General features: G+C 53.2%; 14 protein-coding genes. 10 read left to right on the top strand and 4 right to left on the bottom strand.

Annotated elements, in window-relative coordinates:
- Positions 1-96: 96 nt before the first annotated feature.
- Both QWU00_RS08690 and QWU00_RS08685 read left to right on the top strand, forming a co-directional pair.
- Positions 97-2,403, top strand: a complete 2,307-nt coding sequence (locus QWU00_RS08690; protein WP_231551525.1) for a TonB-dependent hemoglobin/transferrin/lactoferrin family receptor — start codon at positions 97-99, stop codon at positions 2,401-2,403.
- Between the two features lie 657 nt (positions 2,404-3,060).
- Positions 3,061-5,091, top strand: a complete 2,031-nt coding sequence (locus QWU00_RS08685; protein ID WP_035377103.1) for an FUSC family protein — start codon at positions 3,061-3,063, stop codon at positions 5,089-5,091.
- A 249-nt stretch (positions 5,092-5,340) separates the two neighbouring features.
- Here QWU00_RS08685 and QWU00_RS08680 read toward each other — a convergent pair whose 3' ends face one another.
- Positions 5,341-5,544 carry a hypothetical protein gene (locus QWU00_RS08680; RefSeq protein ID WP_035377105.1) on the bottom strand — a complete coding sequence of 68 codons (204 nt, stop codon included), beginning with the start codon at positions 5,542-5,544 and terminating at the stop codon, positions 5,341-5,343.
- Between the two features lie 505 nt (positions 5,545-6,049).
- Between QWU00_RS08680 and QWU00_RS08675 the strand changes: the two genes are divergently transcribed.
- Positions 6,050-6,730 carry an RBBP9/YdeN family alpha/beta hydrolase gene (locus QWU00_RS08675; RefSeq protein ID WP_052051099.1) on the top strand — a complete coding sequence of 227 codons (681 nt, stop codon included), beginning with the start codon at positions 6,050-6,052 and terminating at the stop codon, positions 6,728-6,730.
- A 69-nt stretch (positions 6,731-6,799) separates the two neighbouring features.
- Positions 6,800-7,582, top strand: coding sequence for a tetratricopeptide repeat protein (locus QWU00_RS08670; protein WP_081938907.1), 783 nt, complete (start codon positions 6,800-6,802; stop codon positions 7,580-7,582).
- Between the two features lie 135 nt (positions 7,583-7,717).
- Here QWU00_RS08670 and QWU00_RS08665 read toward each other — a convergent pair whose 3' ends face one another.
- On the bottom strand, positions 7,718-8,404 hold the full coding sequence (locus QWU00_RS08665) for a Fe2+-dependent dioxygenase (RefSeq protein ID WP_035377160.1): 687 nt from the start codon (positions 8,402-8,404) through the stop codon (positions 7,718-7,720).
- Positions 8,405-8,713: 309 nt separating this feature from the next.
- Here QWU00_RS08665 and bfr point away from each other — a divergent pair, with 309 nt between their 5' ends.
- Positions 8,714-9,202, top strand: a complete 489-nt coding sequence (gene bfr / locus QWU00_RS08660) for a bacterioferritin (RefSeq protein WP_061474842.1) — start codon at positions 8,714-8,716, stop codon at positions 9,200-9,202.
- Positions 9,203-9,259: 57 nt separating this feature from the next.
- Here bfr and QWU00_RS08655 read toward each other — a convergent pair whose 3' ends face one another.
- Entirely contained in the window at positions 9,260-9,619 is a 360-nt protein-coding gene (locus QWU00_RS08655; RefSeq protein ID WP_035377110.1) for an ArsC family reductase, read from the bottom strand.
- Between the two features lie 94 nt (positions 9,620-9,713).
- Between QWU00_RS08655 and QWU00_RS08650 the strand changes: the two genes are divergently transcribed.
- From QWU00_RS08650 to QWU00_RS08630, 5 genes are all read left to right on the top strand, one after another.
- A complete protein-coding gene (locus QWU00_RS08650; protein WP_231551526.1) occupies positions 9,714-10,118 on the top strand; it encodes a YtcA family lipoprotein in 405 nt (134 codons plus the stop codon).
- Between the two features lie 4 nt (positions 10,119-10,122).
- Positions 10,123-11,172 carry a multidrug transporter subunit MdtN gene (gene mdtN / locus QWU00_RS08645; RefSeq protein WP_035377112.1) on the top strand — a complete coding sequence of 350 codons (1,050 nt, stop codon included), beginning with the start codon at positions 10,123-10,125 and terminating at the stop codon, positions 11,170-11,172.
- Positions 11,153-12,958 carry an FUSC family protein gene (locus QWU00_RS08640; RefSeq protein WP_081938908.1) on the top strand — a complete coding sequence of 602 codons (1,806 nt, stop codon included), beginning with the start codon at positions 11,153-11,155 and terminating at the stop codon, positions 12,956-12,958. Before mdtN ends, QWU00_RS08640 begins: the two co-directional genes overlap by 20 nt.
- The gene (locus QWU00_RS08635; protein WP_035377114.1) at positions 12,955-14,574 is read left to right on the top strand and encodes a TolC family protein; all 1,620 of its coding nucleotides are present in this window, start codon (positions 12,955-12,957) and stop codon (positions 14,572-14,574) included. Before QWU00_RS08640 ends, QWU00_RS08635 begins: the two co-directional genes overlap by 4 nt.
- Positions 14,575-15,039: 465 nt before the next feature.
- Complete coding sequence (locus QWU00_RS08630) at positions 15,040-15,642, top strand: glutathione S-transferase family protein (RefSeq protein ID WP_035377116.1); 603 nt, start codon at positions 15,040-15,042, stop codon at positions 15,640-15,642.
- Here the strand turns inward: QWU00_RS08630 and QWU00_RS08625 are convergent, their stop codons facing one another.
- A complete protein-coding gene (locus QWU00_RS08625) occupies positions 15,643-16,224 on the bottom strand; it encodes a DNA-3-methyladenine glycosylase I (protein WP_035377118.1) in 582 nt (193 codons plus the stop codon).
- Positions 16,225-16,660: the final 436 nt, after the last annotated feature.

Here is a 16,660-nt window from a genome sequence, read left to right as displayed (position 1 = left end):
ATTCTATATCGCAAATGATAATCATATGCAACTAGATTGACAAAGAATTCTTCCACCCTCTATTTTTGCGAATAATTCTTATTATCGGAGTCGCTCATGACCATTCGCGCGCCAGGAGCATTCTGGCCTCCTCTTCTAATGGCTTCGACTATCCTTTCCATCCCTGCTATAAATGCCCACGCAGCAGAACATTCTTCCGTTTCCGCTACTCCGGCAGAAACGCAACAGACCACCCCCACACAAACGCCTTACAAAGCATCCCCACAAAAAAGCACTGTGATATTGCGGCCTGTACGGGTGCGCGGCAAAGCTGACATTATTGAGTCAATGAAAATTGATCCGGATGCAGATTACAGCGCAACCGGAAAACCACGTGTTCTGACAACCACAACAACCATGAAAACGTTCCAGGAACGCATGGTTGATAATTTATCCGACTATGCGCGGCGCGTAGATGCCGCAGTAAACTACAATGCCAGCAACTTCAGCATCAACATGCGCGGACTGGACCAGAACAGGCTCCTGACTACCATTGATGGTGTCAGAACCGTATGGGCCAATGATGGCGCACGCGGCGTGGAAGGCGGGGTTGCTGCATTTGACTTCAACTCACTTGGTGCAATGGATATTGTCAAAAGTGCTGATTCCAGCTTCTTCGGCACAGGGTCTCTTGGGGGAGTGGTCGCCCTCCGCACACTGGACCCGGAAGATATTCTAAAAAATGGCAAGACTTTTGGTGGCTTGTCTAAACTGACATATGATGGATCCAGCGAGAGTGCCTACCTTAATCAGGCTCTGGCTGGCCGATATAAGAATACCGTATTTCTGGTTCAGGGCGGCTACCAGAATGGTAGTGAAATCTGGAACATGGGCAAAACAAGTGGAAGTGGCACAACCCGTTCCAAAAAGAACCCGCAATCTTATGAGCAAGGAAATTTCCTTGGTAAAATCCACCACTATTTTGCAGGCGGGCACAGAGTTGGCCTGACAGGCGAGTGGTTTGACCGCAATTCTGATGAAAATACACTTACCAGTGTTGGGTCCACCTACAGCCATTACCGCACGCGCGAAGAAAACAAACGCTCCCGTGTATCCGCCAATTATGACTATAAAGCCCCCAGCCCGACGGCTTTGTTCAGCGAAGGCCACTTTCTGGCCTACTGGCAACAGATGAACATGATTACAAATACTTCGTCCAACAGGCTGGCGGCCCCACGCGGGGAATATGACCGGAATTCAGATCTTTCCGTGCAGTCCTACGGGGTAACAGGCTCTGCCACTGCCAATCTTTTCACCGGCCCGGTACACCACGCCCTTACCTTTGGTGGGGAAGCCTATATGACAGATACCAGCCAGTATGCAGCCGGAAGAGATAATTGTTCCCCCGCCATTTTCTCCTGCAACTTCCTGCATGTAAACCAGTCTGACATGCCACGGGTTCATGGAAATGATCTAGGAGCCATTGTACAGGACCGCATGGGCATAGGCCGAAATGAATGGTTTCACCTCACCCCCGGTTTCCGGTTTGATTGGTATGAACGCAACCCGCAGGCAACGGCCTCCTACACGTCCAATGCCGCCTATATGGGCGAGCCTGGCCGCTCTAGCAGCTCCCGTTTCTCACCAAAGGTTCTGGCAGAGGCAAAAATCTTACGGAATCTGACCTTATATGGCCAGTATTCGGAAGCCTTCCGCGCCCCCTCCGCTACAGAACTTTATCTTACCTATGGCGGTAACGGCAGTTACGTAAATATTGGCAATGCCAACCTTAAACCTGAAACCAGCCGAGGGTGGGAAGTGGGCGCGCGGTATGGAAATTCTGACAAAGGTGCTACTATTTCTTTCTATGATAACTACTACCATAACTTTATTGATACCATTACCACCACATCAGCCGCTGCGGGGATTGGCGGGTATTATCCCATGGGCGTATTTGAATATGCCAACCGCCAGCATGTACGGATTTACGGTGTAGAAGCCAGCGCCCACTGGACATTTGACACACATTGGCAGGCCTGGACCTCTCTTTCCTATGCAAATGGCCGGGATACTGATGAGAACGTACACCTCAACTCCGTTGCCCCTTTTCGTGGCATTATCGGGTTTGGCTACAAACAGACCAACTGGGGGGCCAGCCTATCCAGCACCTTTGCGGCTGCGCGTGACAAGGTACAGGACCCAACCTCCAGCAAGAATAAAACACCCGGTTATGTCCTCTTTGACCTGACGGGATGGTATTCTCCCTCTTTTGCAAAAAAACTGCGCTTGCAAGCGGGTATGTACAACGTTTTCAACAAAACCTATTATAATGCACTTGATATTCCAGACAGTTCTTCCCTGCCCAAAACCTATTACACACAGCCTGGCAGAACCTTCAAAGTGACTGCCCTGATCTCCTTCTGATCCTGTTTTCAGAACTGCCGAATGAATGAGTGCAGGGTGCCCACCCCGCACTCATCTTGTTTGTCTGCTTCCCTTACGCATGGCCAACATTTTGCACGCGCCTCAAAGGCACAGGGCGCGACGAGTGTAACAGCAGCCTTATTTTCTAGGAATACCCAACTCCCGGCCAGACCACGGGTTCTTGTTAAAAAGCCAGAGGCCTCACTCTATGCCGGACCACTCTCTGCCGCTCTTCTCATGGTGTTTGTGGTAAGCCCGTGGCACGGAACCACCAGCATGCCTCAGGGCTGGAGTTTCTTAAAACCGCAAAAAATAGCCATTTTCGCCACATTATTCTTGTTACAACAAAACTTATTGCATTGTGCGAACAGGCATGACAGAACGGCCAGCTCCTTCACTTTATTGTTCCTTTGGTGAGCGCCCAGAGCCAATGTCACTCCCGGCCTGTTCTTTGCAGCCTCCTCATCCTGCCTTGGTCTGTACACAGGATTTGAGTTTCACGAGAGTGATATCTCTGCGATGCTCTTCAGAACCACACCCTATTCTATTCATTTAAGACACGTAAACTGACCCCTTCTTTCGCTCTCCTTATCCATTATCCCTGTCCTTGCAGCCCTCACCGCCCCCTTTCTGCCCCAGAACTGACTGCCCCGCCCGATGAAAAAAAGCCTGTCTTTTCCTCTTTCCCGCAAACACACAGTGCTGCGTGCAGTTTCCGGCAGCATCATGCCCTCCGCCCTTGCCCACTGGCTGGGAGTACGTGCCATTGCCATTGCACCCGAGCAAATTGCTATACGGGAAGGGTTACGGGCTGGCGTAGCCGTAGGGACAGTCATGATTCTGGCGCTGCATCTGGGCATGCCGCTTATGGCATGGGCCGCTTTTGCGGCGTTCTGGACGTGTCTGGTTGATCCGGGTGGCCTTCTGCGGCGTCGCCTTCAAACCATGGTTACCTTCGCTGCGGCGGGAACACTCATAACGGGGATGATCTCGGCTGCAGCCGGGTATGGTACTCTCCCCGCGTTTATCGGCCTCGGCCTGTGTTCTTTTCTGTGCGGACTGGCCCGTATGCGTGGGGCCATTGCCACGCAGATCAGCGTACTGGCAGCCATTGTTGGCGTAGTGGCCGTATGTTACCCACAAACTCCTTTCGGAGCACTGCATCTTTCCGGTTTGTTCATCATGGGGTCCGCATGGGCCACCCTTATTTGCATGGTGGCATGGCCTGTAGATCCCTACGCCCCGCAGCGTCAGGCATGTGCGGCCATTTTTCGGGAACAAGCCCGCATGACACGCCGCCTGCTTCAAGTTGGGATGGCCGCCGAACCGGAAAGCCTGATGCAGCAGAACACCATAAGCGCCTACCGCCGGGACATTCGCAGCCGGATTGAACAGACACGTGCAAAAATAGAAGTTCTGTCTGCCAGCGCCCTCACCAGCCACACCCGCAAAACCCTTTTGCCGGCAGTAGAGGCCGCCGACCGTATTTTTATTGCCGTAATGGCTTTTGAACACGCCATCCTGTCTGGCTCGCCCGCCCCCACACCTCTGGCCCGCCGCACCATTCGGCTTCTTGCCTCCACCCTGCAACGCGTCTCTCGGGAAATCCTCTCGACCGAGCCCCGACCGGATGCACTGCAACAACAAATCCGTTTCCTGATAGTCGTGAGCGAACGGGAAGATGACCTGTTTGCCAAGGGAGCCCGTTTATGCGCCACAGCCCTCACGGATCTACAAACGGCGTGGCAAAAGCCTACCCCAGCAGCACCGGAGACCCGCCCTGTTAGTGCGCCGGCCCGTGCTACCCTGCCAACACGGCTTTTCCTGCGCCATGCGGCACGCCTTTCCGTTGGCGTTATGGTAGCATATACCATCTCCCTAAAGCTGGAGCTGTCTTATGCCTACTGGGCCATGATGGCCGTGGTGGTCGTCACGCAACCGCAGGTTAATACCACTTTGCCGCGTACCATTGAGCGCGTGGCAGGCAGTATTGCAGGGGGGCTTCTGGCCGCCATTATGGGTGTTTTGCTCCCCATGTGGAGCATTCTGCTTCTGGTGTTTCCCTTGGCAGCCGCCACTATCGCTCTGCGCAGCGTGAATTACACATTGTGTGTCATGTTCATGACCCAGTTGTTTGTGCTGGTGACAGACCTTGTCAGTCCTGCTCTGGGCTGGGATGTGGCGTTAGCACGGTCCATCAACAACATTATAGGCAGCCTGGTTGGCTTGGCCGCGTGCCTTCTGCTTTGGCCGGAACGGCGCAGCCCTCCGTTACCCACACTGATTGCCGCCGCTTTTAAAGCCAACATGCAATACGCCGCTCTCGCCACAAACCCGCAACCCGTGGACTGGCCTCATATTGAACGCGCCCGCAGAACAGCGGGCACAACCAGCACGCAGGCGGAAATCCAGTATCAACAGGCCCGTGTGGAAGGACTTCGCCGTGCGGAATACCTGAACATCAGTGCGGAAATCCTATTTCTACTCCGCAAAATGGCTGGTGCCGCCAGCGTATGGTGGCTGGAACAAACCACACCCCCTTCCGCCGTTGCCCTCCAGAGAGCAGAGCTCTACGCCAAATTGAACAAGGATCTTGCCTCTGCGCAACAAGACGGCACGCCAGAAAGTAAGGTGACATTGGAAGCTCTTCTGGCTCAGCTCCGCTGTCTGGATCTGGACGTCTTCTAGGAGGCTGAGGGAGGGTTTTCAGGCTCTGATGCGCGCCATGAAGCAAGACACCAATCGATTGGGTTCCAGTCTATGCGCTGCATCAACGATAGCTGACTTCTAAAAAAGCACCCGTAATCAATGCTCAGCTCTCTGAGCGTGATGACTGCCGCCATAAAAAAACTGCGACCCCCTCAAGCCGCAGTTTCTCTTCTCCAATCTTCAATTACCCTACAAAGAACGGATAAACCCGCCTGAAGTACCTGTTTATCAGGCAGCCAGGCGTTCAACGCGGCTTTTACGGAACTGGCTGGCCACAACCCGCGCCATAACGGCAAGGTCAGGCTTTACGGCGTTATGCAAGACTCGCACACTTTCATGCGCAGCGTAGAAACGCCGTCCGCCATGCCCTTTGACCTGAATGGCTGTTCCCAGAAAAACGCCATCTATTTCAATAATTTTTGAATCCAACATAATGACTTACCCTCGAACACAAGGCTTGTAAAAGCCGTATCCGCCGGCAGTCTCACTACCGGCAATTTTTAGAGCGCATGCTCAGATGCGCCACAACACCACATTCGGAAGCGGCAACATCGGCCTGCGCCCATTTTGATATCCACCATGAAAGCTCTCCTTTCATCAGCGTCCGACCACATGCCGGAACAACGCAACAATGATCGGTTCTTTAGGCAGTGTCAATATTTTAAAACGATTCCAATTCGTGATTAATTTTCACGCCAATCAGAATGATTGTATAATTATTTTATCATTATTTTACAATAAGATATATGATATTCCCTTTTGCAAACCCTTCACGCGCCCGTAGCCTCACAGATTAAGACTCTGACAGAATCCACACCTCATCGCATTTTTTAACTTATATTTTTGTTTTTTATAATGTATCACCATACTTGATAGTGCCTTATGGCGTTCCAAGCCCAAGCCGGGGCCTGACCATAGGGAAGAGGAGTTTTGTCTGATGCCAACATCTCTGCGTCATTCTGCTGTTCATCCCCACGCGGCAGATTTTCTGGCAACAACCCCACGGCTTTCCCCTGCATTGGTCCGTGCACTCTCCCCGTTCGACATGCTGGTGGTGCCGGGGCTGTTTGGGTCTGATGAAGATCATTGGCAATCTATCTGGGAGGATGTGTTCCGTGGACATGGGCTTTCCATAAAACGGATAGAGCAGGAAAACTGGTCTCACCCCACCCTGTCTGAGTGGCAGGCCAAACTGGAACAGACACTTGAGGCCAGCCGCCGACCCGTGCTGCTGATTGCCCATAGCCTGGGTGCCATCCTGAGTGTGCATCACGGGCTGAAGCACCCGGCATCTCCAGTAGCAGGAGCTCTTCTGGTTGCCCCCGCAGATGGTGAACAAAGTGGTAGCCCAGATGCCGCACGCCTTGCCTCTTTCCTACCTTTGCCAGACAAACGGCTGCCATTTCCAAGCACGGTGATTTTCAGCCAGAATGACCCATGGTTAACCCCCACCCGCGCACATCAATTGGCTGGCAAATGGGGCGCATCCCTGCTGGATGCCGGTTATACAGGCCATATCGGGAATAATTCGGGCGTAGATTACTGGCCGTTGGGGCTGAACGCCCTCCACTCACTGGCGCTGACATGCCACGCGGGGCAGATGCCCGCCCACGCATGATTGCTCCCGGCACTGCCATTCGCTAATAATAATCCTTCTCAAAAACAGCCTATAAGACTTCAGGGTGAGATGGTGGCGAAAAACGTGGTTGGAAAGCTGTTTGGAAAGCGTGAAAAAGCGCGCACCATCGCGCACCCGCTGTTACCGGACGCCATTGAAGCCATTCGGCAGAAAGCCATCCGGGGGCATCATCTGGAGCAGGTGCTCTGGGGCAAGACCTTACTGAACAGCATTTATGTGCCCAGAGACCCGGACCAGGCTTTAATATGGTTCACCATTGCCGCCAATGCCGGGTATGGGCCCGCCCACAACATGCTGGGCCGCTGCGCGCATTTTGGCTGGGGATGTGAAAAAAACCTGCAAAAAGCGGCCCAGCATTATGAAGCCGCCGCCGCATTGGGAGATGAATGGGGCCGGTATAATCTGGGTATTCTGACCATGCGAGGCATGGGCATGCCCCAGAATCTGAAACAGGCCCTCCTTCTCTTTCAGACGGCAGCCCAGAACGGCCATGCCAAATCCATGAACATTCTGGCCCGCTTCCTTGAAGAAGGGTGGGAAATTCCACAGGACCGACAGGCCGCGCTGGCATGGTATAAACGTTCGGCAGAAGGAGGGGATTATCGGGGCCAGCACAATTACGCTACCGCCTTGGCGGAAGCTGGCAAAACCCAAGAGGCGCTTCTGTGGTGGGCGCAAGCGCTCCCGAACGCTACCTCCGATATTCTTTTGGCCATGAACCGCTCCCTGACCAAACTGGGGCCAGACAAAGCGCCCCAATTATATGCAGCCCTGCAGGAGCGCCTGAACTCACTCCCCCAACGTGACGATGATCTCGCAAAATTGCCCTGACAGATTTCGTTTGAAAACTCTTTACAGCTAAGAGCTGGCGAGAGGCTTTTGACGTTGAAAAAGTCGGTTTGAAGGCTCCACACGAGTCCAGCAGGACGGAAAAATACCTAACCACTCGTGAGGTATCATGTCAGATCAGAGATCACACCACTGGCGCATCAGGTTATGATAACAATTGACCAGTTGCAGTACTGCGGGGTCATGATCGGACAGACGGGTACGCAGATCCATGATGGCACGATCCAGATCGTACAACACCCGGCGGCGGCTTTCATCCCGCACCATGGACTGCGTCCAGAAAAATGAGGCCCAGCGGCTACCGCGTGTTACCGGGGCCACACTATGCAGCACCGTTGTATCGTAAACGATCATATCGCCCGCAGGCAGCTTGATTTCCTGCATCCCGGCTTCATCATAAATACAGAGTTCCCCGCCGTCATATTCCCCCGGATGGCTCAGGAAAAGCGTGGCGGACACATCTGTCCGCACCCGCATGCCACCGGAATCCGGAATTGGCCGCACAGCGTTATCCACATGCGCGCCGAATCCCATACCCGGATCGTACCGGTTGAAGAGGGGCGGTACAACGCGAAACGGCACCACGGCACTGTTGAAGATGCGATTCCGGCCAAGAGCGCGCAGAATCAGTTCTGCCAGTTCACGGTGCTGCGGGTGGTTCAGCGGTAGTTGCAGATTGTATTTGGCTTTGGCCGACTGCTGCCCGGCGGTTGCCTTCCCGTCCTGCCAGTCCGCCTTTTCAAGAACTGAGCGGCAGTGCGCCAGTTCTTCAGGGGTAAGAACCTCGGGAATATGCAGCATCATGATATTTTGGTCCGACAATGAAAAAACGGGTTTCCCCCGCATGGCATCCGGCAGAGGCCATGCGTTTTGTAGGCTTTCGCTCCATAAAGCTCAAGACGATCAAGTGCTTACGTGATCAGACGCAAACGCGTTGCAAAAACCATTCCCCCCCGCAGTTAATAATCACTCAAAAAATGGCTGAAATGCGATGTTGATAGTAAGAATTAATTCCCATAAAATGTTGATATATCATTGTTTTTTTATTTGCATCGCGTTTTACACTCAGCTAGACAGCAAACTGTATTTCCTCCCACACCAGCAAAGAGACATATCATGGTTAAAGACCCAAAAGTTATTGAACACCTGAACACGCAGCTCACAAACGAGCTGACGGCCATCAACCAGTACTTCCTGCATGCCCGCACGCTGCGCCACTGGGGCGTGACCCTGCTGGGCAAAAAGGAATACGAAGAATCCATTGAGGAAATGCGTCACGCTGACTCGCTGATCGAACGCATTCTGTATCTGGGTGGCCTGCCCAACGTACAGCGCCTGAACACCATCCTGATCGGTCAGGACGTGAAAGAAATTCTGGAATGCGATCTGAAGCTGGAAGAAAAGGCAATGGCCGACCTGCGTGAAGGTATTGCCTATTGCGAAAGCGTGCGTGACTTCGTCTCCCGTGACCTTCTGCTGAAGATCCTTGAAAACGAAGAAGAACACGAAGACTTCCTGGATCGTCAGTTCGACCTCATCAAGCAGATTGGCATTGAGCGCTACATTCAGCTTAACTCTGCTGCTGCTCCTGATCAGGAATAATCCTGCTGCCGTAGCCTCCACACCTGTGGAGGCTACCTCTCTCCGGCAGTTTACCTTTCAGGACTTTGCGAAAAAGCGCTCATACACGTCTGGCTTAAAACCCACTTCCAATGCTCCCTCCGCCTCAAGCACCGGGCGCTTGATCATGGAGGGCTGAGCTACCATCAGAGCCACCGCCCGCGCTTCCGTCAAATTGGCCTTGTCTGCTTCCGGCAGTTTTCTGAACGTAGTTCCGGCCTTGTTAAGCAGCTTTTCCCATCCAACCTGCTGAATCCATTTTTTTAGATGCTCCGCATCAATTCCCTGACTTTTGTAGTCATGGAAGGCATAGGCAATGCCGCGCTCATCCAGCCATGCACGGGCCTTGCGCATGGTGTCACAGGTTTTGATGCCATACAGGGCTACAGACCACGCCATTGTTCTTCATTCTCTCCCGATACAAGGCAAAAGCGGCCTATGCCGCACCTTTGCCGTTTTGCATAACACGCTTTGCATCATAGCCACGCGGCACATGCTGGTCCACGCAAGCCACCGGATTGTCACCTTGCGCAGGCCTGTTACCGCCACTGATTGGCCTCGCCCAGACACGGCACCACACGCCATGTTGACAGGCCAGACTCATTCAGCCCAATTTGACCAGATGTTGCGCCCGTCTGCCCGCCGCCATATTGGCTTCTTTGCCACGCCTTTGCTAAGCGGCTGTACCGCGCAAGGGGCGCCATCCTTTTCCATTTTCGGCGCATATTTTCCAGACTGGATGCTCTGCGGCATAATTGGCGTGGCCGTAGCCGTGGGGTTGCGCGTGCTGTTTCTTGTCAGCGGGATCGATTCTATTTTGAGCCTGCGTCTTTTTACATATGTCTCACTCGGTATCATCGCCGCGCTACTGGTCTGGCTGGTAGGGTTTGGGCCGTAATCCTATGAAAAAAGTCCCCCTGTCTTCCACCCGGCCTGTGGGTGTTGTTATCGCGGGCATCTGTGTTGTTGGTGCCATTGCGCTTGGGGTGTATGTTTCCCGGCAGGATAGCGCCTATCCCTCCTCCGATAGTGCAGAACTAGACGCTGAACTGGTACATATGGCCTCCACTGTCGGCGGGCGACTGGTTGATTTGCGGGTCCGGGTCAATCAGGCTGTGAAAAAGGGAGACGTACTCTACCGGCTGGACCCTGAACCCTATGAGTTGGCCGTGCGTCAGGCTGAAGCCAATCTGGCATTGACCTCGGCCGAGGTGGAAAACCAGCAGCGACTGGTTGCCGTAAAAACAGCCAACGCTGCCGTTGCCAAAAGTCAGACGGAACGAGCCCAGACTAACCATGATCTCGCAGCCCGCACGGTAGAGCGCCTCAAACCGCTTGCCGGAAAATCCTATATTCCCTGGCAGGAGTATGATCAGGCACGTGTTGCCCTGAACAACGCCACGGTTTCGCTCTCCCAGAGCCAGCAGCAGGAACAAGCTACGCAGATTGCCATTGGAGATCTGAAAAGCTCCATTGCCGCACAGCAGGCAGCACAAGCCGCACTTGATCAGGCCCGCTACGCCCTGCGGCAAACAACTGTCATTGCCCCCACAGATGGGTACGTAACCAGCCTGCGGGTCAAGGCTGGAGAAATCCTTGCTCCCTCTCAGGTGCTCTTCACACTGATCGCTAATGATGCCTGGTACGTTACGGCCAACATCCGGGAGATTGCGCTCAAGGCCGTGCAACCGGGCGCCTGCGCCACGGTGTATTCCATGATTGATAAACACACAGCCCTGCGTGGGCATGTGGAAAGCATTGGCTGGGGTGTACTCTCCGCCGATTCCGCAGGCATTGGCGCCACTCTGCCGCTGGTGCCGCGCCAGATGGACTGGGTGCATGTGGCGCAGCGTTTCCCGGTCAGAATCAAGCTGGAAGCGGCAGACCCCCGCCTGCTCCGTCTGGGAGCCACGGCCACAGTCGAGATCCGCCATGGCACTGCCTGTCCCTGATACCCTGCACCTGACACTGGTCCGGTTCTGGCGGCTGGTGTGTGATCCCGCACCCGGCCGACTGGGCTACAGCCTACGCATGACGTGCGCCTGCACTCTTGTCATTCTGATTTGTGAAATCTGGCAGGTTCCCGAAACAGCACTCCCGGCATTTGTCACCATGGCGCTCTGGCAGAAAGACCGCATGACCAATGTGCTGGCTGGCGTTGGCGTCAATCTTCTGTTTGCAGTGGTTATTTTACTGATGTTCGGGCTGGTACATCTCACACTTGATCATCCTTTGAGTCTGGTTGCCGCCACCGCTCTGCTCTCACTTGGTTTCTTTTTCCTTGGCTCGGCCAGCAAGCTGAAACCGGTTGCCTATATGCTGGCGCTGATTGTTGTGTATGCGCTGATCGCCATAGATCAGGCGCCGGTTGGAGAACTCGCCACCCGCGCCCTACTATATGCTGATCTGTTCATTCTCATTCCAGGCGGTGTCATGGTTGTGGTGGGCGGATTGATCTGCCCCTCTCCCAAAACCGTTCTCACTCATGCCATTGCAGCACGCCTACGCCTGAGCGCACGCCTGCATCAGCAACCAGATGCCCTTGTTCAGGAACAGGCCACCGCCATGTTGCGCGAAGGTGCAGGCGACATGCTGAAATCCCTTAAAATGGCTAAGCTGGAAAAACTCTGGCGCGATCATGATCTGGAATGTCTGCATCAGGCCATTTACAGCAGTGTGGCAACACTGGCACTGGCGCACGCAGCAACCCGAGACCACTCCATACCACATTCCGCCTCCTCTCTGATTCAGACACTCTTTGAAATGGCGGCAATTTTTGAGAAGGGCGATTACCCTACGGATATCAGCACGCCCTCTGCTCTAGGCACATCCCCTGCGTTGCAAGAACTTGCGCTTCTGCTTTCCACGTTCACAACCCCGGCTCCAAAAAATCAACAGAAAGAAGCTGAAAAAGACGAGAGTGGTCCAGCCGGCTTCTTTTTTCCCGATGCCTTCACCAACCCGGAACATGTGCGCTTTGCCGTTAAAGGCACTGCGGCTGTCATGCTCAGCTATTTTTTGTTCAAGGTTCTAGCATGGCCGGGTATCCATACCTGCGTCATCACCTGTTTTATTGTAGCTCTCCCCACAATGGGAGAAATGATTTCCAAATTGACACTTCGTATTGCAGGCGCACTGGTAGGGGGGGCCATGGGGATTGGCTCTCTGATTATCCTGATGCCCCATTTGCAAAATAGTGCAGCATTTCTGGCCATGATGGCAGCAGGCACGCTTGTGGCCTGCTGGATCAAAACAGGCGATGAACGGATTGCCTATGCGGGCCTGCAAATAGGGCTGGCCTTTTTCCTCTCTGACCTGAAAGGTTACGGCCCCACCACGGACATGACCACTGCCCGTGACCGTATTATTGGTATTCTTCTTGGAAATTTCATCACCTATGCCGTTTTTACCAGCATCTGGCCTACCAGCGCCTATGATAAAATCCGGGATACGCTGAGAAACGTTTTTCACGCTCTTGATGCGCTTGCCATTGCCCCACCCCGAACGCAGCAGCTTGTCCATGCCGCAGCAGTTCAGACCGCGCTTGGTACGACCGAGCGGACCATTGAATTTGCCAGCATGGAACCACCACACATGCGTGCGGATATGCCGCATCTGGCCGCTTACCACACAGCCACTCAGCAGGCTGCCCTTCTGGCAGAAGACGTTTTGATCCCAGCCCTTTCCTCCGAGACCGCTCATCAGATCACACAGCTTGAGCAGGGACTTCCAAAATGATGCGTTTTTCCCGCCCCTGTTCCACTCTTTGGCACCCTCTCGCCCTCCTTCTGCTGAGCAGTTGTGCAACACAGGCTCTTGAAACCGCACCAGAGCGAGCGGACACACCATGGCAGCCCAATGTTTCAGAAAAAGGCGAAATTCTGCCAGGAAAAAGCCAGACCGGCCATGGGCTGAAAATACCCGCAGATTTCACATTACCCGCCAATCAGGCACTTGGTCCGCGCGCACCAGATGCAGAGATCAACAGCACTCATCCCTATTCTCTGGCTGAACTGATTGACATTGCACAGTCCAGCAACCCCACAACCCGGATTGCATGGAATACTGCCCGTGACGCAGCCCTAGCCGTTGGCATTACCCGCACAGCCTATCTCCCGCATTTAAGTGCAACCGTTGTGGGCGGTTACACGCACCAGCATAACAATGGCGGCAACCCCAGCCTGAGCAACGCTGGACAAATTGGAGAAGGTGCAAACGACCTTATTAATCAGGCCGAAGGTTTGACAGATGGAGTTAGAAATCGGAATTCCGGTTCTGGTGAAGTCCAGACCCTCAGTATGGAATGGCTACTGTTCGATTTCGGGAAGCGGGAAGCCATTATCAATGCGGCAAAACAAGCCCAGCTTGCCAACAACATTCTCTTTACCGCCGCACATCAGAAGGTGATTTATGACGTCACACTGGCGTTTTACACTCACGCTGCGGCAGGCGCCCGTGTAGTGCTCGTGCAGCAGGCCGTAACCAATGCCCACTCGGTACAGGCCGCCGCTGAAATGCGCCTGAAGCAAGGACAAGGCACCATTGTGGATGTTACCCAGGCCCGCCAAATGACGGCGCAGGCAGAACTCCGGCTGGTGCAGGCTCAGAACGCAGCGGAAAACACCTACCTTGATCTGATGACAGCTATGGGTATTTCCCCCAACACCCGTTTGCAAACCACGAATGTCTCCAACCGCGCCCTGACAATGGCGGATGCCCGGCTGACAGACGACATGGTGCGTCAGGCTGTGGCCCAAAGACCGGATGTTCTCGCCGCCTATGCCTCGGCCAAAGCCTCCCAAAGCCGAATAGCAGCAGCAAAGGCGGAGTTTCTGCCAAAGGTTTTTGTATCAGGAAATGTGGCTTATAGTACGGGACAATTGGCCCTCTCCTCCGTACCGGGTGTAGGGTCTGATTCTTCTCCCACTCTCAACCTCTCCACCAACAATTTCAGTAGTCTTATTCTGGGCGGCATCACCGTTCCAGTTTTTGATGGAGGCATGCGGGCGGCTGTTCTACGACAGGTAAAAAATCAGGCTGACAGCGCACAAACCCTTTTACGTAAAACGGTTGATGAATCAGTCAAACAAATCATTGTGGCTGAAAACAGCGTACATGCCAGTCTAAGCGCCTACACAGCAGCCACTAAACTACTAACCGCATCCCAAACTGCGTTTGATGCCGCCTTTGCGGCCTACCGCAACGGTGTTGGCTCCATCACGCAAGCCACCATGGCGCAAACAGGGCTGCTTGATGCTCAACTCGGCAAATCAGATGCTTATTATGCGTCCCTGATTGCGGCATCCAGCCTCGCCTTTGCTACAGGTTCCATCCAACCAAACCCGCCAGCATGATGGCCGCCCACCAGCCAACTATTCTTCTACGTCCATCGTTTGAAAAACGTTTATCAAAGCACACCACGCGCTTTACAAAAGCCCTCATTCATTCAGACAGTTAGACAGAAGGTGGATACAACAGACCGGACGTCACGAGTTGCACAGGATATGAAGAAGTATCTCTTTTTCTAGAGCCTGAAACAGATTTCCTACCCGCAGTTCATTTATCACCGGATAAGAAAGAACGCCCGTTATTCCAGCATCACCATTCTGGCCTGTTTGGCAAACCTGATTCCAAAATTCATAGGCGCTACCCGCCTAGGTGGCACACTCACGCAAAGGGCTTCCAGTCTATATTCAAAGGCTGCAAAAGTCCGGCTAATACTTGATGCAGAAAGGTACAGAGTGCCGTTTTGGAAGGGTCACTCGTCAAAAGCGAAAAATACTGAAAAGATTATAAGAAACTGAGGGAGATCAATCTGAATGATTATTTTATACGGCACACTGCTTTCAGGCCATGTGCACCGGGTCCGCCTGCTTTTATCTATCCTGAAACTGGATTATCAATTTGAAGCTGTAAGTGGTCCTTCATCTGAACTGTTAGGCATGAACCCCCTTGGACAGATTCCTATTCTAAAAGATAACGGTATAATCCTGTCAGATAGTAACGCTATTATGGTTTATCTGGTTAAACGCTACGCTCCCGGCTCCAGCCTGCTGCCACAAGACCCTGTTCCAGCCGCGCATGTGCAACGATGGCTTTCCATAGCAACAGGAGAACTCCGTCAGGGACCAGCAGCGGCTCGGATGGTCTGTCTCTTTCATAAGGAAAATGAACCCGCGAACGCCAAAGAGCAAAGCCATGCTCTTTTTACCTTCATGAATACGCATCTGGGCCAGCAGGAGTTTCTTGCCACTCCCCACCCTACGCTGGCTGATCTGGCCTGTTATGCCTATACAGCGCGCGCACCAGAAGGCGGCATTTCTTTAGAAAACTACCTTCATATTCAGGAGTGGTTGAAAAGAATTGAAGCATTACCCGGTTTTGTATCCATGCCTTGGGCAAAGGATGTTAACCCTGTTTAATTAACCCTCTTCACATTTTTTATAGCGGAAACAGGTTGGGTCATGGTCATCGACCATGCCCACAGCCTGCATCCAAGCATACACAATAACCGGACCAACAAACTTGAACCCACGGTCTTTCAAGGCCTTTGAAAGCGCCTGCGAGTGAGGGGACTGGGTTAAAACTTGGCCGGTAGTATTACGGAGTGGAGCATTGGGCACCATTCCCCACGTAAAGATGGCAAAGTCTTCTCCACGCGCCTGCATAGCTAGATACGAGCGCGCATTCCCAATAGTCGCTTCAATTTTGGAACGGGCACGGATAATACCGGGGTCAGCCATGAGACGTTCTACATCTCTCTGATCGAAATTTGCCACGCGTTCAGGGTCGAAGCCCGCAAAAGCCTGACGGAAGCCCTCACGTCGACGGAGAACCGTCAGCCATGAAAGCCCTGCCTGAAAGCCTTCAAGCATGAGCATTTCCCACAACGCCCGGCTCTCTGTAACAGGCGCACCCCATTCTTCATCATGATAGGTACGTAAGAGGGAGTTTGTCTGTGCCCACTTGCAGCGGGGAAGCATTTCAGCGGCCTGATGTGTCATGCCATCAGCATAAGCGCGCGGACAACCTTACGCTACCCTGCTCTTGTCAGCTCTCTTTCAGATTGCGCGCCATGGTTAGGCGGGCTGTCTCAAAGAGAGGAGAAGACGCCGCTTTCAAAGTACTGTCTCTTTTCCCTCGGCGGGAGACCGGAGGATCAATGTCTTCCCAGCCCGACACTAAATCGGACTCTGTTTCCACGTAATTTTTCCAAGCATGATGCTGGAAAAAATGGAGAAGGCCTGCCATTTCGTCCTCCTACGCCATTTTTATTCTTTTTGATGAGTTGAAGCTTTTACCAAGGCGTCAACTCCTTCATCTTGAACACCGGACAGTGTCACAAGTTTCATACAATATGGCAAATACGCCATTTTCTTCCCACACCCACCTTCTTAAAGAGCAAAAATATTTTTATAGGGTTCGTAAAATTTATTTCTA

This window comes from Acetobacter tropicalis (genome assembly GCF_030644465.1).
Taxonomy (GTDB): domain Bacteria; phylum Pseudomonadota; class Alphaproteobacteria; order Acetobacterales; family Acetobacteraceae; genus Acetobacter; species Acetobacter tropicalis.
Note: the sequence above shows the minus strand (reverse complement) of the source record. Positions and strands in the feature narration are given on the sequence as shown.